21 protein-coding genes are annotated in these 23,784 nt (G+C 50.5%); 14 read left to right on the top strand and 7 right to left on the bottom strand.

Annotated features, from left to right (window positions below):
- The first annotated feature begins 14 nt into the window (after positions 1–14).
- The 5 genes from DWY93_RS11055 to DWY93_RS11075 all read left to right on the top strand — a co-directional run bounded on the left by DWY93_RS11055 (position 15) and on the right by DWY93_RS11075 (position 5,416).
- Positions 15–2,123, top strand: coding sequence for a PTS transporter subunit IIABC (locus tag DWY93_RS11055; RefSeq protein ID WP_117470614.1), 2,109 nt, complete (start codon positions 15–17; stop codon positions 2,121–2,123).
- A gap of 14 nt (positions 2,124–2,137) precedes the next feature.
- Positions 2,138–2,395, top strand: a complete 258-nt coding sequence (locus tag DWY93_RS11060; protein WP_117470615.1) for an HPr family phosphocarrier protein — start codon at positions 2,138–2,140, stop codon at positions 2,393–2,395.
- A 15-nt stretch (positions 2,396–2,410) separates the two neighbouring features.
- The gene (gene ptsP / locus DWY93_RS11065; RefSeq protein ID WP_117470616.1) at positions 2,411–4,033 is read left to right on the top strand and encodes a phosphoenolpyruvate--protein phosphotransferase; all 1,623 of its coding nucleotides are present in this window, start codon (positions 2,411–2,413) and stop codon (positions 4,031–4,033) included.
- Positions 4,034–4,067: 34 nt separating this feature from the next.
- The gene (locus DWY93_RS11070) at positions 4,068–4,901 is read left to right on the top strand and encodes a Cof-type HAD-IIB family hydrolase (RefSeq protein WP_117470617.1); all 834 of its coding nucleotides are present in this window, start codon (positions 4,068–4,070) and stop codon (positions 4,899–4,901) included.
- 194 nt (positions 4,902–5,095) lie between these two features.
- Positions 5,096–5,416 carry a YerC/YecD family TrpR-related protein gene (locus DWY93_RS11075; RefSeq protein ID WP_021905286.1) on the top strand — a complete coding sequence of 107 codons (321 nt, stop codon included), beginning with the start codon at positions 5,096–5,098 and terminating at the stop codon, positions 5,414–5,416.
- An 82-nt stretch (positions 5,417–5,498) separates the two neighbouring features.
- Here the strand turns inward: DWY93_RS11075 and DWY93_RS11080 are convergent, their stop codons facing one another.
- The 6 genes from DWY93_RS11080 to DWY93_RS11110 form a co-directional block, all read right to left on the bottom strand.
- Complete coding sequence (locus DWY93_RS11080) at positions 5,499–6,119, bottom strand: DUF1836 domain-containing protein (protein ID WP_117470618.1); 621 nt, start codon at positions 6,117–6,119, stop codon at positions 5,499–5,501.
- 147 nt (positions 6,120–6,266) lie between these two features.
- On the bottom strand, positions 6,267–7,280 hold the full coding sequence (locus tag DWY93_RS11085; protein WP_117470619.1) for a TAXI family TRAP transporter solute-binding subunit: 1,014 nt from the start codon (positions 7,278–7,280) through the stop codon (positions 6,267–6,269).
- 212 nt (positions 7,281–7,492) lie between these two features.
- Positions 7,493–8,743, bottom strand: a complete 1,251-nt coding sequence (locus tag DWY93_RS11095) for a sodium/glutamate symporter (protein ID WP_117470621.1) — start codon at positions 8,741–8,743, stop codon at positions 7,493–7,495.
- Positions 8,744–9,157: 414 nt separating this feature from the next.
- Complete coding sequence (locus DWY93_RS11100) at positions 9,158–10,408, bottom strand: sodium/glutamate symporter (protein ID WP_015554975.1); 1,251 nt, start codon at positions 10,406–10,408, stop codon at positions 9,158–9,160.
- A 236-nt stretch (positions 10,409–10,644) separates the two neighbouring features.
- Positions 10,645–11,331, bottom strand: coding sequence for a response regulator (locus DWY93_RS11105; protein WP_015554974.1), 687 nt, complete (start codon positions 11,329–11,331; stop codon positions 10,645–10,647).
- Positions 11,319–13,001, bottom strand: a complete 1,683-nt coding sequence (locus DWY93_RS11110) for an ATP-binding protein (protein ID WP_117470622.1) — start codon at positions 12,999–13,001, stop codon at positions 11,319–11,321. The genes DWY93_RS11105 and DWY93_RS11110 overlap by 13 nt, the downstream gene beginning before the upstream one ends.
- Positions 13,002–13,336: 335 nt before the next feature.
- Between DWY93_RS11110 and gap the strand changes: the two genes are divergently transcribed.
- The 6 genes from gap to DWY93_RS11140 all read left to right on the top strand — a co-directional run bounded on the left by gap (position 13,337) and on the right by DWY93_RS11140 (position 20,038).
- Positions 13,337–14,356, top strand: coding sequence for a type I glyceraldehyde-3-phosphate dehydrogenase (gene gap, locus DWY93_RS11115; RefSeq protein ID WP_015554972.1), 1,020 nt, complete (start codon positions 13,337–13,339; stop codon positions 14,354–14,356).
- A gap of 317 nt (positions 14,357–14,673) precedes the next feature.
- The gene (locus DWY93_RS11120) at positions 14,674–15,897 is read left to right on the top strand and encodes a phosphoglycerate kinase (protein ID WP_021905278.1); all 1,224 of its coding nucleotides are present in this window, start codon (positions 14,674–14,676) and stop codon (positions 15,895–15,897) included.
- Positions 15,898–16,171: 274 nt separating this feature from the next.
- Positions 16,172–16,921 carry a triose-phosphate isomerase gene (gene tpiA, locus DWY93_RS11125; RefSeq protein WP_117470623.1) on the top strand — a complete coding sequence of 250 codons (750 nt, stop codon included), beginning with the start codon at positions 16,172–16,174 and terminating at the stop codon, positions 16,919–16,921.
- 533 nt (positions 16,922–17,454) lie between these two features.
- Complete coding sequence (locus tag DWY93_RS11130; protein ID WP_117470660.1) at positions 17,455–18,339, top strand: DegV family protein; 885 nt, start codon at positions 17,455–17,457, stop codon at positions 18,337–18,339.
- A 253-nt stretch (positions 18,340–18,592) separates the two neighbouring features.
- The gene (locus tag DWY93_RS11135) at positions 18,593–19,018 is read left to right on the top strand and encodes a PPC domain-containing DNA-binding protein (RefSeq protein ID WP_117470624.1); all 426 of its coding nucleotides are present in this window, start codon (positions 18,593–18,595) and stop codon (positions 19,016–19,018) included.
- A 114-nt stretch (positions 19,019–19,132) separates the two neighbouring features.
- Positions 19,133–20,038, top strand: a complete 906-nt coding sequence (locus DWY93_RS11140; RefSeq protein ID WP_117470625.1) for an RsmB/NOP family class I SAM-dependent RNA methyltransferase — start codon at positions 19,133–19,135, stop codon at positions 20,036–20,038.
- Between the two features lie 49 nt (positions 20,039–20,087).
- On the opposite strand, the gene DWY93_RS11145 is transcribed toward DWY93_RS11140, so the two are convergent.
- Entirely contained in the window at positions 20,088–21,467 is a 1,380-nt protein-coding gene (locus tag DWY93_RS11145; protein ID WP_117470661.1) for an MATE family efflux transporter, read from the bottom strand.
- Between the two features lie 132 nt (positions 21,468–21,599).
- Here DWY93_RS11145 and DWY93_RS11150 point away from each other — a divergent pair, with 132 nt between their 5' ends.
- The 3 genes from DWY93_RS11150 (at position 21,600) to DWY93_RS11160 (ending at position 23,504) form a co-directional block, all read left to right on the top strand.
- Positions 21,600–22,547 carry a LysR family transcriptional regulator gene (locus tag DWY93_RS11150; protein WP_242990597.1) on the top strand — a complete coding sequence of 316 codons (948 nt, stop codon included), beginning with the start codon at positions 21,600–21,602 and terminating at the stop codon, positions 22,545–22,547.
- Between the two features lie 244 nt (positions 22,548–22,791).
- Positions 22,792–23,124 (top strand): hypothetical protein, encoded by a 333-nt coding sequence (locus DWY93_RS11155; RefSeq protein WP_015554964.1) that lies wholly within the window; start codon positions 22,792–22,794, stop codon positions 23,122–23,124.
- Entirely contained in the window at positions 23,070–23,504 is a 435-nt protein-coding gene (locus tag DWY93_RS11160) for an AP2 domain-containing protein (protein WP_117470626.1), read from the top strand. Before DWY93_RS11155 ends, DWY93_RS11160 begins: the two co-directional genes overlap by 55 nt.
- The last annotated feature ends 280 nt before the right edge of the window (positions 23,505–23,784 follow it).

Below are 23,784 nucleotides of genomic sequence, written 5' to 3' on the forward strand. Positions count from 1 at the left end.
AAAGGGTGAGATTCATGAAAGATCAGGTCTTTGGCGTCCTGCAGAGGATCGGGAGGTCGTTTATGCTGCCGATCGCACTGCTGCCCGTGGCGGGACTATTGCTTGGTATCGGCGGTTCCTTCTCGAATACCACGATGCTTGAAACGTACGGACTCACGCGGATCATGGGACCGGGAACCTTCTGGAACGCATTGTTCACGGTGATGAGTCAGGCGGGGGATATCGTGTTCGCGAACCTTCCGATCCTGTTTGCCATGGGCATCGCCATCGGCATGGCAAAAAAGGAGAAGGAAGTGGCTGCGCTGGCTGCGGTCATCTCCTTTCTCGTCATGCATGCGGCCATCGGTGCGATGATCGCGGTAAACGGTGGGACGGATGCCTTAAAAGAGGGGGCCGGTGCCATGGTGGCGGGGATCCAGTCCCTGCAGATGGGGGTGTTCGGCGGAATCCTGGTGGGACTTGGGACCGCATGGCTCCACAACCGGTATTACAGGATCGAGCTCCCACAGGTGCTGTCCTTCTTCGGCGGGACAAGATTCGTCCCCATCGTGAGCGCCCTGTTCTATGTCCTCGTGGGAATTCTCATGTACTTTATCTGGCCTCCGGTCCAGGCGGCGATCTCAGGAGTCGGCGGCTTCGTGCTCCGCTCCGGGTATCCTGGAACATGGTTTTACGGCTTCATGGAGCGTGCCCTGATCCCCTTCGGCCTGCACCATGTGTTTTATATCCCGTTCTGGCAGACCGCAGTGGGCGGCACCATGGAGATCGGCGGAAAAATCGTGGAAGGTGCTCAGAACATCTTCTTCGCGGAGCTTGCGGACCCAGGAAATACGAGATTTTCCGTGGAGGCCACAAGGTTTATGGCAGGAAAGTTCCCGCTTATGATTTTCGGACTTCCGGGAGCGGCCCTGGCCATGTACCAGGCGGCGCTCCCGGAAAAGAAAAAGGAGGTCTCGGGACTTCTCCTCTCCGCGGCACTGACCTCCATGCTCACGGGGATCACAGAGCCGCTGGAGTTTACATTCCTCTTTACCGCGCCGCTTCTCTACGGGATCCACTGCGTGTTCGCAGGACTGGCGTACATGCTGATGCACATGCTCGACGTTGGAGTCGGAATGACATTCTCCGGTGGGCTCATCGACCTGTTTCTGTTTGGAATCCTTCAAGGAAACAAAAAGACCGGGTGGCTCTGGATCGTTGTGGTCGGAGTCTTCTATTTTCTCATGTACTACGCGGTGTTCCTGGTTCTGATCCGGAAACTTGACTATAAGACGCCGGGGCGGGAAGTGGGGGCTGCGGCGAAGCTCTATACGAGAAGCGATGTGGAGCAGAGGAAGGAAGAGAGAAAAGGAACTGGTCCCGGACAGGCCGGCAGGGAAAAATCTGCGGGGAAGACGGGAACACGTTCCAGGGAGATCCTTGAGGGGCTTGGCGGGCCGGACAATATCACGGATGTGGACTGCTGTGCGACGAGACTCCGGTGCACCGTAAAGGATGAGAAAAAAGTAGACGAGTCCGTATTAAAAGCGACCGGGGCATCCGGTGTCATCAAAAAAGGAAAAGGTGTTCAGATCATCTATGGTCCGCAGGTGTCGGTTATCAAATCGGATCTGGAAGAGTATCTGGGAAAGTACGGGGATGAAAGTGAGGAAGGTGATAGTCATGAACTTATAAAAAGTCCCATGACAGGAACCGTAATCCCGCTTTCGGAAGTCCCGGATGAAGCATTTGCCGGAAAAATGATGGGGGACGGTGCGGCGGTAATTCCGGATGATGAATATGTGTACGCACCGGCGGACGGGACAGTAACATTTGTATTCCCGACAAAGCATGCAATCGGATTCCAGACTGATGCTGGACATGAGATGTTGATCCATGTTGGAATCGATACAGTATCGTTGTCAGGAGATAGCTTTGAGGCTTTTGTGCACGATGGGGATCATGTACGGACCGGGGATAAGCTTTTGAAGGCAGATATTCAGAAAATCAAAGATAAAGTTCCATCTTTGGCATCCCCGGTTCTTTTCACAGATCTTCCGGACTGCCTGGAAGTTCATATTTTAAAGCGCGGAAAGATCCGGAGCGGGGAACCTTTTTTAGAGCTGCATAATAAAGAAAAATAGGAAGTGGGTTGATTATGGAGACATTTCAGTATACAATTACAGACGAGATCGGAATTCATGCGAGACCGGCGGGAGAGCTTGCGAAGCTTGCAAAGGAATTCCAGTCGAAGATCACGATAAAGACAGAGACAAAACAGGCAGATGCCGAAAGGCTCATGGCGGTGATGGCCCTCGGGATCCGTCACGGTCAGACGGTCACCGTGGAGACCGTCGGTCCGGACGAAAAAGAGGCGGCAGAGGCGGTACAGGACTTTTTTCAGGCAAAACTGTAAGGCGGATATATGAGTATGGAGATCATAAAAGGAAAATCAATCTTAAATAAGGTAGCGATCGGGCCGATCCTCTACCACAGAAAGACGGAAAGCCAGGTAAAGCGCCGGACGGTGGAGGATACCGAGGCGGAGGTAAAACGGTACGAGATGGCTGTGGCGTGCGCGGAGGACGAATTAAAGACACTCCATGAGAAAGCCTGCGAACAGGTAGGAGAGACGGGGGCGGCGGTGTTTGAGGTCCATATGATGATGCTGGAGGACGCGGACTACCGTGATTCTGTGCTGAACATTATAAGAAACCAGAAGACGAATGCGGAGTACGCGGCGGCGGTGACCGGTGACAACTTTTATCGTCTCTTCGCGGATATGTCGGATGAATATTTCCGCGCACGGGCGGCGGATGTGAAGGATATCACGAACCGCCTTGTAAAGATACTCTCCGGTGACGCGGTGGAGTCGGGCTTCCTAACCCAGCCAGTGATCCTGATGGCGGAGGACCTGGCCCCCAGTGAGACAGTACAGTTGGAAAAGGACATGCTGCTTGGATTTATCACCGAGCAGGGTTCCCCGAACTCCCACACGGCGATCCTGGCCCGCAGCATGAACATCCCGGCTCTTGTGTCCGTGGATGTCAAGGAAGCTTGGGACGGAAAGATGGCGGTCATCGACGGCGAGACGGGAATGCTCTATGTGGATCCGGACGAGGAGACGCTGGCTGCCATGGAGAAGAAGAAGCAGGCGGAGGAAGAAAAAGAGCGCCTGCTGCAGGAATTAAAGGACAAAGAGGATGTCACCCTGGACGGAACGAAGGTGAAGCTCTACGCCAATATCGGGGATGTTTCCGATGTTGCGGAGGTCTTAAAGAGCAACGCGGCGGGCATCGGCCTGTTCCGGAGTGAGTTTTTATATCTTGAGAAGAAGACATACCCGACGGAGGAAGAGCAGTTTGCAGCATACCGTCAGGTGGCGGAGATGATGGCGGGAAAAGAGGTCATTATCCGCACTCTGGACATCGGCGCCGACAAGCAGGCGGACTACTTTAAATTGAAGAAGGAAGAAAACCCGGCGATGGGCTACCGCGCGATCCGGATCTGCCTCACAAGACCAGAAATCTTCCGAACCCAGCTTCGGGCGATCTATCGCGCCAGCGCATTCGGAAAGATTTCCATCATGTTCCCAATGATCGCATCCCTTTGGGAAGTCCAGAAGGCGAAGGAGATCGCGGCCTCTGTCCGTGATGAACTAAAGGAACAGGGCGTTCCATTCGGCAATGTGGCCATCGGCATCATGATCGAGACCCCGGCGGCGGCGATCATCAGCGAGGATCTGGCAAAAGAGGTGGATTTCTTCAGTATCGGAACCAATGACCTTGTCCAGTACACGTTAGCCATCGACAGACAAAACGAGAAATTGGATGAATTCTACGATCCGAAACATCCGGCGGTGCTGCGGCTGATCCGCTTTGTGGCGGAGAGTGGCCATAAGTACGGCTGTATGGTTGGAATCTGCGGTGAACTTGGCGCGGAGACGGATCTCACGGAAGATTTTTTGAAGATGGGAATCGATGAACTGTCGGTGTCCCCGTCCTTCCTGTTAAAAGTGCGGGAGAAGATCAGACAGACGGATCTTACAAAATAAAATCGAGCGCATCCTGCGCATAGAGGAGTCATAAATGCAGACAGAAAAAAATATGGCAGGTCCATACGAGATCATCGTACTGGACCTGGACGGCACGCTGACAAACCGGGACAAGGTGGTCACACCGCGGACGAAGGCGGCACTTATGAAGGCGCAGGAGCGCGGAAAAAAGGTGGTTCTCGCGTCGGGACGCCCGACCCAGGGCGTGATGCCGCTTGCGAAAGAGCTGCGCCTGGACGAGTACAGCGGGTATATTCTCTCCTTCAACGGCGGACGGATCATCAACTGCAAGACCGGGGAGACCGTGTTTGCGAGATCTCTGCCGGTTTCTGCCAATAAGAAGATCATTGGGCTTGCAGAGGAACATCAGGTGGACATCGCCACATACGAGGGCAGCAGGATCATTTCCTCAAATCCGGAGTCCCCGTACGGAAGGCTGGAGAGCCGGATCAACGGGATGGAGCTCTGGAAACCGGAGGACATGAAGGAATATGTAAACTTTGAGGTCCCGAAATTTCTTATGATGGAGGACGGCGATTACCTTGCGATGGTGGAGCCGAAGGTGAAGGCGGCCATGGGAAAAAATTTCAGCATTTACCGCTCAGATCCGTTCTTTCTTGAGGTCCTGCCGAAGGGAATCGATAAGGCTCAGAGTCTGGAGCGCCTGCTGGAAGTCCTGGGACTCACGAAAGAGCAGATGATCGCCTGCGGGGACGGTTACAATGACCTCACGATGATCAAGTATGCGGGCCTCGGTGTTGCCATGGAAAATGCGGTCCTGCCGGTGCGGAGTGCGGCGGATTATATCACGGCGTCCAACAACGATGACGGTGTTGGGCTGGTTGTGGAGAAATTTATGTTGGCATAGAAAATGGCTGCTTATATTCCAACGGGATATGGCAGCCATAACTCTTTTTGCTTTTTTATGCAGAAACACTGGACTTTTTGAATCTAACGTGTTAAACTGTGATTAGTGCGTTGAACGAAATGATCCATAAAGATGCAGCAAAAATATTGTTCTGAGCTTGCTGCAAATATGAAGCAGAAGGGGTAACAGTAAACATGAATAAGAAAATCAAGACAGACGCAGTTGATCACCTTTTTGAGGCGATTCTGACATTGAAGACGCCGGAAGAGTGCTATGCCTTTTTCGAGGACGTCTGCACGGTGAATGAACTATTGTCCTTATCTCAGCGTTATGAGGTTGCGAAGATGCTGAGGGAAAAACGGACATATCTCGATATCGCGGAGAGCACAGGTGCTTCCACCGCAACGATCAGCCGTGTAAACCGGTCTTTAAATTACGGAAGTGACGGATACGATATGGTATTCAAGCGCCTTGGATTCGAGAAACTCGATGATGAGAACGGCGCGGAGAAATAAGAGAAAGTATTTTTAATATGTAAAAAAAGGCCTTCTGACAGAAGCAAAATGGGGATTGCTTCTGAAGGAAGGTCTTTTTGAATTATTTCTTTTTCTTCGGCGGATTCTTGGCCCGAAGCTCATCCGCCAGCCGTTCGATCATCTGCTTCTTCAGGAACACATCAAACGCCAGCTCACAGATAAACGCGAAGAGCTGCAGCGATTCCTCGTTCTCCGGGTCCGCGGCACCTTCCGCAGCAGGGGGAAACGTCTCTTTCGCCTTCTCAAATTTCTCTTTCACATCATCCTTCAGCCGATCCATCTGATCATGTTCCATGGAGAAGATCTTTGTGTAGATCTCTGCCAGGGAGGATTCCGATGTGCCGAAATGGTTCTCCGTAATATAGGAAAGAACCGTCTCGATATCCGTGAAGCTCAGCAGATTTTTAAAATAATAGATAAATACCAGAAGCAGGATATGTTCCTGGGTATATTTTTTCCGTACCGGGGATGGAAGCAGGTTGTTTTTCGCATAGTTGTTGATCATAGTCTTTGTCAGAACCTTGTCTTCCGGGTAGCGCTTTAACTCACCGAGGTGCTTCTCCATAAAGGTCGTCACCTGATCCATATAGAGGTCGATCTGCGGGATCTCATCCACATGAATGTGGTCGAGGCTGTCCAGGTGGGCAAGCAGCTCATTCAGTCGTTCTTCATTCGTTCTCATGGTGAAACTCCTTTCATCCATCTATTATATAGTATTAAAAACTATATGACAAGGGGCAAAGATGATTTTAAACAAAAAGCGCATCATCCGGGGACGATATCCCGGATGGTGCGCTTTCGACTGTTTATACTTTTATACTGAAAAGAGTTATCTGCTATGCTCCTGCAGCAGTCCCTGTTCCGCATAATACCGTTCAGCTCCCGGATGAAGCTCGATCGGAAGATCCTCGTACATGAATCCCGTCTGTGAGGCATAGGAGAGGGCGGGATGGAGATCCTTTAAGCGGTCACGGTTCTCGTAGAGGATTGAGGTGATCTCATAGACGAGATCGTCGCTCATGTTCTCGCTGACGCAGAGGAGACATTTGATCCCAAAGGTCGCAACATTCTCGTCCTGACCGTTGTAGGTACCGGCGGGGATCTCCTCCATATAATAGAATGGATTGGAGCGGATGATGGAGCGGAGCTCAGAATCCGTGTATTTTAAAAGATGGCACGGAACCGCGTCCGCCAGCTTTGCGAGTCCGGAAATTGGCACACCGGTAAACCCGTGGATCGCGTCGAGGGTCATGTTTTTAACCTCCTCAGCGCCCGAGCCGAGGCCGCAGTTGACAAGGGTGGAATTCTGTTCCGTGACACCGAGAACACTCAGGGAGATCTTTGCGGCGAGCTCCGTGGTGGAATCATGAGGACCGACCCCAAGTTTATTCCCCTTCAGATCATGCACGTAAAAAATACCGGAATCATCCCGGGCCATCCAATTCGAGATGCTTGGATAGAGGGCTGCGATGACCTTGAGTCCTTTAAACGGAGCGTCCTTGAATTCCCCGCTTCCGTTTACCGCGGCAAAGGCCACGTCACCGCTGACGAGTCCGAGATCGATGCTTCCTTGTTCGAGGGAACGGACATTCCCGGCGGAGCCCGTGGAAGCGCTGATGTTCAGTTTGAGGGTGGAGTCAGCATCCTCAACGACCCCGGAGATCGCTTTTCCGACCGGGTACATGGTCCCGCCGCTGTCGGCAGTTCCGATCGTCAGGATTTTTAATGAATCTGATGCTGCCCCTGTCTGGTCCTGCGGGGGCGCGGAAGCCTTTCCGCATCCGCCAAGCGCGAGACCGGTGCAGAGGAGGAACAAAGAAATTATGTGTGAAAATTTATGCATGAAGATATCCTATTCCTTGTGTGTTCAGGCTGTAAAACCGGAAAAAGCTCCGGACAGCTTTTGTAACTTTACATCTTTAGAGTATAACATAAAATCTGTGGCAGATACAATGTATTTTAGAAAAACAAACAAAAACCGGTCGGAGAGGGGGGATCTCCGACCGGAAAAGAGGGTTATACAAATGAGAAACCAATAAATATTGTAAGGCTCTGTCAACTCCGGAACAGACTTCCGAAGATGGAGAGGAAGATCGGGTTGTAGATATCGTCGATGATAACGGCAAAGGATGGATATAAAACCCAGGCGATAGTGTGCCAGCCGTACTGGTCCATGATCGCTTTCTCGTTTGCGACGGCGTTGGAACCGGAACCGCAGCCCCAGCCGATGTTTCCGGCTGTCATGACAGCTGCACCGTAATCGCGTCCAAAGAGGTTGAAGGATACAAAGATTCCAAAGAGTGCCATGAAAATGCCCTGTGCTACGAGGATAATGCCCATCTGTCCTGCAAGAGGAGCAAGCTTCGTGAAATCGGTGGTCATAAGTACGAGGGCAAGGTAGAGCTCTAAGAACATATGCTCAATAGCGTCAACCTCCGGCACATAGAACTTGATTCCGGTTGCTTCCATGACGTTTCTCGCGATGGCACCTGCGAAGAGGCAGCCGATGAATTTCGGCATCTCGATCATCGGGATGTTGTCAAGCAGACAGTAGATCGGCATTCCGAGCGCTGCGAGAAGAAGACACATCGCGAACATCATGATCATTTTCGTGTTGTTAAGCTCCGGAACCTTGCCGGTTGCGTGTGCTTCCGGTTTGTCGTTCGGATCAGACTTTAAGCCATGCTTTGCGATCAGGAAGGCTGCAACCGGACCGCCGATCAGGGAACCCATGATATTTCCCATGGTACCTGCCGCGACACCAACAACGGTGGCATCCGGCGCGCCCCATTCCTCAAAGATCGGGCCGAACGCAGACGCGGTGCCGACACCGCCGGACATCGCCGCGGAAGAACACTGGAGCGCTAAGAGCGGGTGCATTCCGATGAGCTGGCTCAGTGCGTATCCTAAGAGGTCCTGACAGGTGATCAGAAGACATGCTGCAAATGCGATGAGGATACAGAGCTTTCCGCCTGCGTGCTTTAACATCTTCGCGCTGAAGCCGAAGCCTACGCAGAGGAAGAATAAGTTCTGGCAGAGATCCTTCATGATCGTCGCGTCGAAGGAGATTCCGACGATTCCGGCACCCTTGATGCAGGATACGATGATCGAGAAGATCAGACCGGAAATAACAGGCGCCGGGATTGCGTATTTTCTGAGCGCCTCAGAACGGGCAACGATGGCCCTGCCAAGGAAGATCACGATGGCCGCGAAACCGAGAGTACACAGGTACTCAAACTTGAAAGAGGCGACTGCTCCGTCGGCTGCCGGTTTGTAGGTGCCGAAATAACTGATGATACTTTCCATAAGAGTTCCTCCAATCCTTTTTTAGTAGGTGTGTTCCGATAGACTCCCGAAAATAAAACAGTGAATGGAACTGTTTTATTTCCCCACAGAGGAATCTGCCGGAGGTGTTTGGGAAGGTAAAATCTTTATGAAAAAAGAATAAAATATTTTCAAATAAAATGCAATTTTAATAAGTATTAACCAATAATTGTAACTTAAGTAACAAAAATACAGTAAAAAACTTACAAAAACGGATACAGAGAGAATATAAAGCTATACGGAAAATTAGCGGGAAAGGACTTGACATCTTTGAGCGTCCCGCGCAGCCGGTATCTTTGCGCAAAAAATCCGCCCGGAAGAGTGGGAATCTCTCCGGGCGGATATAAGAGGGGTATGTTTCAAGATCAAAAACTGTATATGGGATACGACTTGCGATCAGCCTTTGAATAAGCCACCAAAGATGGAAAGGAAGATCGGGTTATAGATATCATCGATGATAACAGCGAAGGACGGGTAAAGAACCCATGCGATGTTATGCCATCCGTACTGATCCATAACAGCCTTTTCGTTCGCTACTGCGTTCGGACCGGAACCGCAGCCCCAACCGATGTTGCCGGCTGTCATAACGGCTGCGCCGTAGTCACGGCCAAAGAGGTTGAAGGAAACGAAGATACCGAACAGAGCCATGAGGATCGCCTGTGCTACGAGGATGATACCCATCTGGCCTGCAACCGGGGCAAGCTTTGTGAAGTCTGTTGTCATAAGAACAAGTGCAAGGTAAAGCTCCAGGAACATATGCTCGATGGCGTCAACCTCCGGAACATAGAACTTGATGTTTGCAGCTTCCATGACGTTTCTTGCGATGGCACCTGCGAAGAGGCAGCCGATGAATTTCGGCATCTCAATCATCGGGATATTGTCGAGTAAGCAGTAAATCGGCATGCCGAGAGCTGCGAGAAGTAAGCACATTGCGAACATCATGATCATCTTTGTGTTGTCAAGCTCCGGTGCCTTGCCGGTTGCCTTTGCTTCCGGCTTATCGTTCGGGTCAGCCTTTAAACCGTGCTTTGCGATCAGGAAAGCCGCAACCGGACCACCGATGAGGGAGCCCATAACGTTACCAAGAGTACCTGCCGCAACACCGATCGTTGTAGCATCCTGTGCACCCCAGCCCTCGAAGATCGGACCAAAGGCAGATGCGGTACCAACACCACCGGACATCGCTGAGGAAGAACACTGAAGAGCGAGGAGCGGATTTAAGTTGATCAGGTGAGCGATCGCAACACCGAGAACATCCTGACAGGTGATCAGGAGGCAGGCAGCAAATGCGATCATGACGCAGAGCTTTCCGCCTGCATGTCTTAACATCTTTGCGCTGAAGCCGAAGCCTACGCAGAGGAAGAAGAGGTTCTGACAGAGGTCTTTCATGACCTTTGCGTCAAAACTGATACTGACTGTGCCGGTCATCTTGATCGCGGAAATCAGGAGTGAAAAGATGATACCGGAAACAACCGGAGCAGGAATCGCATATTTTCTTAATGCCGCGGAATGTGCGACGATTGCGCGTCCGAGGAAGATTACGATTGCTGCAAAGCCGAGAGTACATAAATACTCAAATTTAAAATTTGCGATTGCGCCATCGGCAGCTGGTGTGTAGGTGCCGAAATAGCTGATGATATTTTCCATAAAATATCCTCCTATCCTTTTTTTGCCTTACACATTCCGCTCTTCTTTTCCTGTCCCGGGAATCCGGAAACAGCTCACAGATGAAAAGAAAAGCGCTCCATCTGTTTATACCCCGTTTACATTGATGAAAATGTGTAAAAACTTTATAAAAAGAATAAAAGATTTTGTGCATGGTGTCAATTTAAGTAAGTAAGTAACAGGTTTTGTAAATATCGTAACTGCCGCCGGAGGGCAAATCATTTTTGCCCGAATCCATATTTGATCGAAGGGCGGCCGCCGGTCTTGTAATCGATCGTGCTGATGATCTCGCCGGTGTCTACCATATAGTTCATGTATCTGCGGATCGTGATGCGGGAGAGGTGGATCTGCTCGGCGATCTGCTCGCTGGTAAAGAAGCCATTCCGGTTGTTCTGCAGATATTCCCGGATCATGGCAAGGGTTGTCTCGTTCAATCCCTTTGCGAGTGACGGCTTTGCGTCTGCCCTCTGGTCATTCACGGAAAAGAGACGGTCGATATCGTGCTGGCCGAGTCCCCCGTGGCTGTGCTCCAGATACTTCTTTGTCTCGGTAAAACGGTCAAGAGCTGTCTTAAAACGCGTATATTCGAAGGGTTTCACGAGATAGTCGGTGATCCCGCGATTTAACAGGGAGCGGACGATATCCGTATCGTTCGCGGAGGTGACCATAATGACGGATGGTGTGAGGCCGGCATTGTGGAGGGCATCGAGAAATTCACCGCCGTTCATGACAGGAGTATAGTAATCGAGAATGATCAGGTCAGTGGGATTCGTCTTCAGGTAGGGGAGCGCCTCCGACCCGTTTTTAAAGATCCGGTCCACCCGGAATTCCGGAGTGACCTCGACATACTGTTTATTGATGGAGGCGACCATCGGATCGTCCTCGATGATGATTACATGGTACATGGTGTATGCTTCCTTTCCGTAAATGTGATGGTAAAGCAGGTGCCCTCTCCCGGTTCTGTCTCGATGGAGATCTCGCCGTTCCCGCTGTCTACAAGCTGTTTGATCAGGAAAAGTCCGGTCCCGCGGTTTGTGCCCTTGGACGAGACGCCCTTTTCATAGATCCTGTCGATCAGATCCGGATGGATCCCGCGCCCGGTGTCCTCACAGGTGATGATATTGCAGCCCGGGTCACAGTAGATCCCGAGTGTGATCTCCCGGATCTCAGGGCTGCCTGCGGAAAGCTCCTCGATGGCATTTTCGAGAAGATTTCCGACGATCGTGATATAGTTTTCGACCGGAAGAAGGAGATCCTTTTCCAGACAGCGGCTGTCCGGGGAGACGGTGAGCAGGATGCCGAGCTCCGCGGCATGCATCATTTTTCCGATCACAAGGGCGCAGATCTTTGATACGCGCAGACAGTCCGCAGTCTGGCGGATCGACTGGCTGGAGACAAGGTTGCTGTTGATAATGAAGTTGATGGCCTCCTCCGTCTGACCGGTCTGGAGGTAGCCCAGGATCACGTGGAGCTTATTTAAAAATTCGTGGTTGAAGGCGCGCAGTGTGTCAAGCATCGCCTTTGCTCCGGTGAGCTCGTCCATGACCGTCTCCATCTCCGTCTGGTCATTGATGATCGTGAGGATCACCGGATGCTCCGTCTGGGTGTCTGCCGGAATCTCACTGACCAGAAGTCTTCGGTTCTCACAGGTGCAGGCACGGTGGTAGGACGGTGTGCCGGACGCGAGGACCCGGTCTGCCTGGGATTCCGGGAAGAAATCCCTGAAAGTGCGTCCTTCCATAAGAGGTTCAGTCCGTTCCTGTCCGGAAGTCCCATCGTCCGGGGAGACAGAAGGCGGATCCTCCGGTTTTTCAGGCAGGACATGAAAGAGATTTTCTGCCGCCTGATTTGCGTAGACCACGGAACCGGTGGAATCCGTGGCGACAAGCCCCTCCTCCAGTGCATTCAGCACGGTATCCTGACGCAGATACAGGTCGAGAAGCTCCGTCGGATGATGTCCCATCAGGGAATCCCGGAGAAGGGAGACGAGTCCGTGAGCCAGAAGAATGCTGACGAGCAGCATGATCATTGCTGCTAATAAATAGGTAGGAAAGACTTCGTGGATCTGCTCTGAGATATAGGTGTTGAAGACCGACGCTATAACGAATCCGATGATCGCTCCGTCGCTGTTCCGGATCGAATGGAAAGCCCGCCGCTGGGAACCGTTTGTACCGTAGCCGATGGTGATATAGGGCTGGCTTCCCTTTAATATTGCCTCCTCCTCGCCGCCGACGAAGGTTTCCCCCGTCTCCTTCCGGTTTGTGTGGTAGAACCGCAGCCCGGTCGTATTATAAATGGCTATGACATTGAGATCGGGAAAATTTTCAGACAGGGAATCCAGAGCTTCATTGGCGGATCCGTCCGGATAACCGTTTTCCAGCATGGAGACAACATTGTCCATGGAGGCGACATAGGCGGCGAGGGCGCTGATGTTTTTATCGATCTCCTGACGCTGACGTGTAATCGTCGAAAAAAGGGTTATACTTAAGGAGAGGAGCAGCAGGCAGACGGACACTGCCATAAAGCTGAAAAACAACTGGCTCTCCAGGGATAGTTTTCGAAATTTCTGCATCATGAAACGTGTCCTCCATAGTGGAATACAGGGTATTGATATTTATGCCTTAGTATAAAAAAAAAAAGAAGGAGTTTCAAGAGGAAAGATGACGAAAAAAAGAGGGATTCCCGGCTTTTGCCGAAAAAAGGAGAAAATCTTCGATTCATATTGGGAAAAGTTTGTAAAAAGGACTTGCTATTTCTGGCAGAATTATGTACAATAAAACCAAGGTTGATTAATATTTAACAATCATAACTGTTTGGCGTTTCAGAGTATCCTTTATGTTCCGTGAAACGTGCGGACATGCTGAATGGTTATGAAACGACCACACATCATTTTCTAGGAGGAAAAGAAAAATGGCAGTTAAAGTTGCGATTAATGGTTTTGGCCGTATTGGCCGTCTTGCATTCAGACAGATGTTTGGCGCAGAAGGATTCGAGATCGTTGCGATCAACGACTTAACTTCTCCGGAGATGCTCGCACACCTTTTAAAATATGATTCCACACAGGGCAGATACGCTCTTGCGGATACAGTATCCTACGGTGAGGATTCTATCACTGTTGATGGCAAAGAGATCAAGATCTACGCGAAAGCAAACGCAGCAGAGCTTCCGTGGGGCGAGATCGGTGTAGACGTTGTTCTTGAGTGCACAGGCTTCTACACATCCAAAGCAAAAGCACAGGCTCATATCGATGCAGGCGCTAAGCACGTTATCATTTCCGCTCCGGCAGGAAACGATCTTCCGACGATCGTTTACAACGTAAACCACGAGACATTAAGCAAAGATGACCACATCATCTCCGCTGCTTCCTGTACAACAAACTGCCTTGCTCCGATGGCAAAGGCATTAAACGATTCTTACCCGATCCAGTCCGGTATTATGTGCACGATCCACGCTTACACAGGCGACCAGATGACACTTGACGGACCGCAGAGAAAGGGCGATAAGAGAAGAAGCCGTGCAGCAGCGATCAATATCGTTCCGAACAGCACAGGCGCTGCAAAGGCAATCGGCCTTGTAATTCCGGAATTAAACGGTAAGCTCATCGGTTCTGCTCAGCGTGTTCCTACACCGACAGGTTCCACAACGATCTTAACAGCTGTTGTTAAGGGCCAGCCGACAAAGGAATCCATCAACGCAGCAATGAAAGCAGCTTCCAACGAGTCCTTCGGCTACAACACAGATGAGATCGTTTCCAGCGATATCGTTGGTATGAGATACGGTTCTCTCTTCGATGCAACACAGACAATGGTTCTCCCGATCGACGAGAACACATCTGAGGTTCAGGTTGTATCCTGGTACGACAACGAGAACTCCTACACAAGCCAGATGGTTCGTACAATTAAGCACTTCGGAAAACTGTTAAATGCTTAATCGGTCCACAGAAATTGTGACAAATTAGACTCACTGAGGGGTCCGGTCTGTTGAGGACCGGATCCCTTTTTTATGTAACAGGAAATTACGAGGAATTCCCTGTTGCATAAAAAGGCACTGACGTGCCAAAGATGCGCACTCGTGCGAAGATGTAAACTGTCGCAAGCGACCGCACGAGGCGCGAGAATGTGCCAAGGCACATTCTTTTTTACACGGAAAGCGCGCGAAAGCCCGCCTCCCGCGTAAGACTCCGGCGGCTGCCGTGGGTCGGAAGACAGGAAGATGTCTGTCAGAAAATATCAAGGAGGAATTCCGACATGTCTTTAAATAAGAAAACAGTTGATGATATCAACGTAAAAGGTAAAAGAGTTTTAGTCCGCTGCGATTTCAATGTACCGCTTAAGAACGGCGAGATCACAGATGAGACACGTATCAACGCGGCTCTCCCGACGATCCAGAAGCTGATCAACGATGGCGGCAAGGTAATTCTCTGCTCCCACCTCGGAAAAGTTAAAAACGGACCGAACGAGGGAGAATCCCTTGCACCGGTTGCAAAGAGCCTTTCCGCAAAGCTTGGAAAGGAAGTTGTATTCGTTTCTGATTACAATGTAACCGGTGAAGCTGCAACAAAGGCAGTGGATGCTATGAAAGAAGGGGACGTAGTCCTTCTTCAGAATACACGTTTCCGTGGCGCTGAGGAGACAAAGAACGGCGAGAAGTTCAGCAAAGAGCTCGCGGATCTCGCAGACGATTATGTATGCGATGCATTCGGTTCCTCCCACAGAGCACACGCTTCCGTAGCAGGTGTTACAAAATTCATCTCCGCAAAGGGCGGCTCCAACGTAGTCGGATACCTGATGGAGAAAGAGATCGCGTTCCTTGGAAACGCGGTTGAGAATCCGGTTCGTCCGTTCGTAGCGATCCTCGGCGGCGCAAAGGTTGCTGATAAGTTAAATGTGATCTCCAACCTGCTTGAGAAGTGTGATACCCTCATCATCGGCGGCGGTATGGCTTATACCTTCTTAAAGGCACAGGGCAAGGAGATCGGTAAGTCCTTAGTTGACGATACAAAGATCGACTACTGCAAGGAGATGATGGAGAAGGCAGAAAAGCTTGGAAAGAAGCTTCTCCTTCCGGTAGATACAACTGTTGTTGCTGAGTTCCCGAACCCGATCGACGCACCGGTTGAGGTTGAGTACGTTTCCGTGGACGCGATCCCGGCAGACAAAGAGGGCGTTGATATCGGACCGGAGACCTGCAAGCTCTACACAGAAGCTGTAAAGAGTGCAAAGACGGTTGTATGGAACGGACCGATGGGCGTATTCGAGAACCCGACTCTCGCTGCAGGTACCATCGCGGTTGCGAAAGCACTTGCTGAGACAGACGCTACAACGATCATCGGCGGCGGCGATTCCGCGGCAGCAGTCAATCAGCTCGGCTTCGGTGATAAGATGAGCCATATCTCCACAGGCGGCGGCGCATCCTTGGAGTTCCTGGAAGGAAAAGAGCTTCCGGGCGTTGCTGCAGCGGATGACAAATAATGAATGAAACCAGTACACAGTGCGCCTGAAAAGGCATGAAAAGGCGCTGCAAGCTCGCTTGCATAAGCCTTTTCAGGTCTTTTCAGGCATAGGGGGCGCGCCCCCGGCTTCTTGTTTTTATGAAATAAAAACAAGAAGATGCACGGTGGGGAGCAAATGTACGCATTTACTTTCCTGGCTGTAAATATTATAGTGTCCGAGATTCCAGATCCGGGACGGCGATCCCGTCCCGGATTTTGTGATATAAAATTGGTATATATGGGGGTAGAGAACCATGGCAAGAAAGAAAATTATCGCTGGAAACTGGAAAATGAACATGACTCCGTCCGAGGCAGTGGCACTCGTTGAGACATTAAAGCCGCTCGTTAAGACGGAGGAAGCGGACGTTGTATTCTGCGTACCGGCTATCGACATCATTCCTGTCGTAAAGGCATGCGAGGGAACCAATATCGAGGTTGGCGCTGAGAATATGTATTTCGAGGAGAAGGGCGCGTACACAGGCGAGATCTCCCCGAACATGCTGACAGATGCCGGCGTAAAATATGTGATTATCGGACATTCCGAGAGAAGAGAGTACTTCGCTGAGACAGATGAGACTGTCAATAAGAAAGTCTTAAAGGCATTCGAGCATGGACTGACCCCGATCATCTGCTGCGGTGAGACTCTTACTCAGAGAGAACAGGGAATCACTCTGGACTGGATCCGCAAACAGGTGAAGATCGCGTTCCAGAACGTGATAGCAGATCAGGCAAAGACTGCTGTGATCGCTTACGAGCCGATTTGGGCCATCGGAACCGGAAAGACAGCTACCACGGAGCAGGCTGAGGAAGTCTGCGGAGCGATCCGTGCGTGCATCGGTGAGATCTACGACGAGGCAACAAAGGAAGCGATCCGCATCCAGTACGGCGGATCTGTAAACGCCGGAAACGCTGCAGAGCTCTTTGCGCAGGCGGATATCGACGGAGGACTTGTCGGCGGCGCGTCCTTAAAGGCTGATTTTGGAAAGATCGTAAATTACAAATAAGGTAACTATTCAGTACCTTCATAGTTACGTGCAAAAATCCATTCCAGATCAGCTTCGCTGATGGGATTTTTGCCTTCCAGCCTATGTTTTCTTACGGTCAGCGCAGCAAGTGCGCAGACCTACTGAACAGTTACCAAATAAGTATCATATATGCAGGAAGAGATTCCCGGCTGTATGAATATGCAGTTTACATAAAACTGCAAGGGAAATAACAGAAAAAATTTTGAGCGCTGTGTCATGGAAAATAGGATGTGACACAGCGCCTTTTATTTACGCGAACAACGAGCCAAAGTCCGCGCTTGCGCGAGACCTTGGCGATTGTCGCGATAACAAGGGGAAACTCGCGAAGCGTGTTTTCACTTGTTTACAATTTACAATAGTGACAATCTGTCATTTTTTTGCGTCCACCCTATTGACTGGAAAGAATGAAAATGTTACGATATTTAGATGTTCAAAATATTTTAGACAAAAATGATTTGATTTTACAGGAATCCGGCTGCGTCGGATCAGAGAATGAAAGAGGAAATACCTATATGAAGAAGATTGGAATCGTAACAGACAGTCACAGCAGCATCAGCCAGGAAGAGGCGGAAAAACTTGGGATTTTTGTCCTGCCGATGCCGTTTTACATCGATGGGGAGTGTTTTTATGAGAGCGTTACACTGTCCCGCGAACTTTTTTTTGAGAAGCTGGCGGCCGGGGCGGATATTACGACGTCCCAGCCATCCCCGACTGCGGTGATGGAAATCTGGGATAAGGCGCTGGAGCAGTTTGAAAAGATTCTTTATATGCCGATCAGCAGCGGTCTCAGCGGTTCCTACGAGACGGCGATGATGTTGGCGAAGGATGAAGCGTATGAGGGGCGTGTTCTCGTTGTAGATGACGGACAGGTTGCGGCTCCGCTCCACCAGATGGTATTAGATACGTTGGATATGATCGAAAAGGGATATGAGGCAGAACAGATCCGTGATCTTCTTGAAAGGGCGGGAGACCGGATGATGATCTATATCGCGCTCCAGACGCTGGAGTGCTTAAAGAAAGGCGGAAGAGTGACACCAGCGGCAGCGGCGTTGGGATCTGTGTTTAATATCAAGCCGATCCTGAAGCTGCAGACAGGAAAGCTGGACTCCTTTAAGAAATGTCACGGGATCGTAAAAGCAAAGAAGGCGGCCATCGAGGCCATGCAGGCAGAGATCCGGGATAACTTTCAGGACGCGTTAAATGACGGCGCCCTTCACCTTCTGGCGGCCTCCAGCGGAACGGACGAGGAGAATGCGGCATGGGTCGAGGAGATCAGGGAGGCATTTCCGGGCGTTCCGCTTCTCTACGATAATCTGTCCCTCGGCGTATCCTGTCATATCGGACCGGGTGGAATGGGAATCGGGTGCGCGGTGGCACCGGATTATAAGAGAGTGTAATGCCGGGGATATGGTTCTTTTGCAGCATGTGCGCCGGGTAGAAGCTGATTGCGGAATTCGATAAGAGTTTCAGAGGTGAGTTTCAGATAGAAGTTGTAAGCTCTGTGAGTGTTGCGTGTATACAAAATTTGTCTTATAATAAAAGACAGACCATAAAAAATGAATGTTGTTTTGCACACCGGAAAACACAATCCTGCAGCAGGGCGAAGGTCTGCAGGCAGGGAGGTGTAGGTGCGCATAGAAGGAGGTAATGATGGAATACCGTAGATTTGGAAATACGATCGTAGCAAGGATCGATCAGGGTGAGGACGTTCTTGAGAAGATGAAGCGCATCGCGATGCTTGAGGATGTGAAGCTTGCGAGCGTCAGCGCATTAGGTACATTTTCTTCCATGACCGTAGGAATTTATGATCTGGAAAGGCGTCAGTTTATGGGAAATGATTTCGAGGGAATGTTTGAAATCGTTTCTTTCACAGGAACCATCAACACGATGGACGGCAAGTATTACAGCCACATCCACGCGGCGGCAGCCGACGCGAAGGGCAATGTGTACGGCGGGCATTTAAGTCATGGCATTATCGGAGCAACCTGCGAGATGGTGATTACGGTGATTGACGGAGTTGTGGATCGTGTAAAAGATGAGGAGACAGGACTCAATGTCTTTAACTTTAAGTGTTAAAGTGCAGAAAGGTAACTTCTCAGCAGGTCTGCGCGTAACTGTGAAGGTACTGAATCGTTACATATTTTTGTGAATTGTGATAAGAGATAAGAAAAGATCGATAAGGAGCAGGTTATGGAACAGATGATTCCGGGATTTCTGGAAGAGATGTTGAAAAAACAGTATGGAGAGGAAGCTTTCGCGAAGATCCTCGCGGGATATCAGGCGAGACGCCCGGTGACACTCCGGGTCAATCCCCTAAAGGCGGACCGGAACTCGGTGGAGCAGGCACTTACCGGTGCCGGGATCGCGTTTAAAAATGTATCATGGTATGAGGACGCGATGATCATCGAGGGTGCAAGGGAGCCGGAGATCCAGGAACTTCCGATCTATAAGGAAGGCGGAATCTATCTCCAGAGCCTTTCCTCCATGCTGCCGCCGCTGTTTCTCGGTCCAAAGGCGGGAGAGTCCGTCCTCGATATGGCTGCCGCTCCGGGCGGAAAGACGACCCAGATGGCGGCGATGACGGGAAATCAGGCGCAGATCACGGCCTGCGAGAAGAATAAGGCGCGGTCGGAAAAGTTAAAATACAATCTGGAAAAGCAGGGGGCATCCGGAACCTACGTGATGGTGGAGGACGCAAGAAAGCTTGATGATTTCTTTTCCTTCGACCGGATCCTCTTAGACGCGCCCTGCAGCGGAAGCGGAACCGTAGAAGTGCGGGACGGTGTCTGCCGGACAAAAATCTCAAAGGAACTTGTGGAAAGATCCGCGAGAACGCAGGAAGAACTGTTAAAAAAAGCGCTGAAGCTCTTAAAATCCGGACATGAGATGGTCTACTCCACCTGCTCAATCTTAAAAGAGGAGAATGAAGGTCTCTTAAAGCGCGTGTTAAAGAGTTCAGGCGGAGAACTTGTACCGATCGGGGAAGAGTGGACGAAGGAACTTCCGTTACTTCCGAACGCGATGCCGGGGACACTCCTCGTGGGACCGGATGAATTGTTTGAGGGATTTTTTGTGGCGAAGATCAGAAAAAAATAGAAGCTCCGCGAGGAACTTCTATTTTTTTGCAAAAAAACGCTTTAAGCTTTTATTCCGCCTTGCGGTTCTCAACCTCGATCCGTTTCAGCTCAGGCATGATCGTGATCAGCATCGTGAGAATGCAGGCGGTTCCGCCGATGACATTGGAGACCGGCTCAGCGAGGAATACGCCGTCGGTTCCCATATGCATGGCGTAGGGGAGAAAGTAGGTCAGCGGTACGACGATGAATACTTTGCGGAGCAGGGAGAAGAAGATCGCAAAGACCTTCTTGTTCAGGGATTTAAATACCGCCTGACCGATGTACTGGAGGTCCATAAAGATAAAAGCCGCAAAATACATGTTCAGCGCCGGAACTGCATCCTGGATCAGCGTCGCGTCCGAGCTGAAAATACGGATCAGCGTTTCCGGGATGAGGATGATCATGCTCCACATGACGGCCGTGTAACCGAAAACGAGGAGACTCATGATCAGAATGGATTTCCGCACGCGTCCCGGTCTGCGGGCACCGTAGTTGTAGCTCAGGATTGGGGAGGTTCCCTCTACCATGGCGTGGATCGGAGTCTCAACAAGCTGGCGCACACTGGAGATGATGGTCATGACGGAGATATAGATATCGCCGCCGGTGACGGAAAGAATATTGTTGCAGCAGATCGTTACGAGACTGTTGGTGAGCTGCATGATAAATCCGGCTGCACCGAGGCTGAGGATATTTTTCGCGTGTCCGGTACATTCCGGGATCTCATTCTTATGAAGGAACCGCAGCTTCAACTCGGATTTTTTCGTGAGGAAAAACACGACGAAGGCGGCAGATAGGCACTGGGAGATCACGGTGGCGATGGCTGCGCCGCGGACGCCGAGTCCGAGGGCAAAAATAAAGAGCGGATCAAGCACAAGGTTCGTTCCGGCACCGATCGCGACGGATAACATGCCGATGCTGGAGTAGCCCTGGGCGTTGATAAACGGGTTCATGCCGACCGCGATCATCGACGGCAGGGTTCCGATCAGATAGAGCATCATATACGGATAGGCGTAAACGATGGCCTCAGCGGAAGCGCCGAAGAGGATCAGGATCGGGCGGGCGAAGAGGAAGCCGACCGCCATCAGGATCACCGCGCAGACACAGAGCATTGTAAAAGAAGTGTTCATAATGCGCCTTGCTGTGTCAGGGTCCTTTTTCCCGCGGAAGATCGAGAAGAGCGGTGCACCGCCGGTTCCAAAGAGATTGCTGAAGGCTGTGATGATGACAATGATCGGAAAGCATAAGCCGACCGCGCCGAGAGCGGCTGTTCCGATCTCCGGGATCCGCGCGATGTAGATGCGGTCCACGATATTATATAGAAGGTTTAAGATCTGGGCAATCAGCATGGGGAGCGCGGCTCCGAGGATATTGCCCGTTATGGTTCCGTTTTCAAAATCAATACGTTTCATATGTATGGTAGATTCGATTCGATCCTTTCTAAATTTTCTCTTGCGTTTCAAGTATAGCATCCCCTATAATATATGTAAATTATTGTTTTTGTATAGAAATAAAATAAAATCTATATAATATAAGAAGATTCTTTGTATTCAGACTATGATTTTTACGATCCGGGATCCGAATTCCACAATTCGCACCGCTGCGAGAGTGGAGGTCCGCAGATCGCCGGTCAGACAGGAGAGATGATGGAGATCAGACAGTTGGAATACTTCCGGGCCATCGTTGACGCCGGAACCATCAGTGGGGCGGCGAGGGAGCTTCATATGACACAGCCGCCGTTAAGCTACCAGATGAAAATGCTGGAGGAGGAACTTCAGGTGCCGCTTTTTATCCGCGGTATGAAGCATATCACACTGACGGAGGCAGGAAAAACGCTCTACGAACAGGCGGGAAAGATCCTGATGCTTTCGGAGGTAACGAAGCGTGAGGTCATAAAATCAAGTCAGGCGGCGACGATCCATATCGGAATGACTCCGTCCACCGTGTCCATGATGTCCCATTACCTGATGCGTTTTGCAAAAAGCCATCCCAATATCCATTTTGATATCCACGAGGGATCTACATTCACGATGAGGGATCAGCTTGAGAACCGGATCCTTGACCTCACGACCCTGCGCACGCCAATTACGTTAAGGGGCTGTGAGACGAAAACTCTGGCCGAGGAACGCCTTCTCGCCATGGCAGTTCCGGAGTTCCCTCTTTTAAAAGGACGCACATCGCTTCAGCTGCAGGAGCTCTCGGAACAGCCCCTGATCCTGTCCCACCGGTTTCAGAAATATATCGCCTCGAAGTTTGAGGAGGCGGGACTTGTCTGCGATATCTACCTTGCCTGTGAAGATGCAAGGACCGCGATCACGATGGCGGAACGGGGAATGGGGATCGCGATCCTGCCGACTTCGATGCTGGAACTTTCTGATAAGCTGAAAGCATGTGAGGTCTGTGATGCCGATTTTACAACAGAGGTCCTTCTTGCCTGGAGAAAAAGTCGGATTTCGTCGGAAATACAGGAATTTCTGGAATTTTGGAATTGAGAAATGTATTCGTGGAATGCATGAATCTTGAAAAAATCTTGCGAGCAGCTTTTGCAGGCAGATTAGACGAGTGATTTTCAAAAAAACATGCGGTCCTGGAAGCAGACTCGCAGATCGGATACTTTTTTAAATTAACTTTAGAAAGCGTAAAAAGTATGAAAATTTCATATAAGAACGATGAAGGATCGTCTAAGACAAGCCGTCCATGACATAATACACATTATGTCATGGACGGCTTTTTTGAATGAAAAAATGTATGATCGGAAAACGATACGGAAGTCTCGTGGTAATTGAAAAAGTGAAGATTTCAGGGAAACCGAAAACCTATTGGCGGTGTCAGTGGGACTGCGGGAATACATGCACCGTAGAAGATTCACACCTGAAAAACGGACATACGAAGAACTGTGGCTGCAGGAGACGGATCCGACTCCAGGAAAAACGCCTTGATCTCACCGGACAGCGGTACGGCAGGCTTGTGGTTCTGGGACCTGCAGCGGAGCTGACAGAAAAAAGGAAGGTACGATGGAGCAAAGTGGATCGTCCGAAGGTGATCGCGCGGATCGTCCGGGCAGGATGAGTGACTACTGGCTTTGCCAGTGTGACTGTGGAAAACAATGTATCTGCCAAAAAGAGAATCTCCGCTCCGGGGTCACAAGAAGCTGCGGCTGTCTTCAGGAAGCACAGAGAAAGGTAAATATGAAGAAAACCATCCATTTTATGGACGGAACCTGTGTGGAGCGGATCGCGTGCAGAAAGACATTTTCCAATAATACTTCCAGTCATCGCGGAGTATACAGAAGAGAAAACAACCGATGGAGAGCATCCATTGGCTTTCAGGGAAAGTCCTACAATCTTGGCAGCTTCGCAACCTATGAGGAGGCAGTTCAGGCGCGGCTGGACGCGGAAAAGCGGTTATATGATCCATTTTTAGCGAAATATCGCGAAGAAAATTCCTGAGGACGCAGGGGGATCACAATACTGATAAAAACACTTCCAACCGCAGGAATACCGGGCAGCTTTGCTGCATAGAATGCAGTTTAGGGAGTGATTTTTATAAATTTTTAAGGAGCAAGGGGGAAAGGAGGAGCTTTGTGAGCATACAGAGGCAGAAGAATCCTGTGTGCAGCAATTGAAATATTGACTCACAGTAACTGTTCGACAGAGATACAGTTACGATCCACGATTCAAAGAAGGAGGAAAAGAGAGATGAAGAAGCGCGGAATGAAAAAACGTGTTA

The sequence above is a fragment of the Clostridium sp. AF28-12 genome (assembly GCF_003435225.1).
In the GTDB taxonomy this organism is placed as follows: domain Bacteria; phylum Bacillota; class Clostridia; order Lachnospirales; family Lachnospiraceae; genus Pilosibacter; species Pilosibacter fragilis.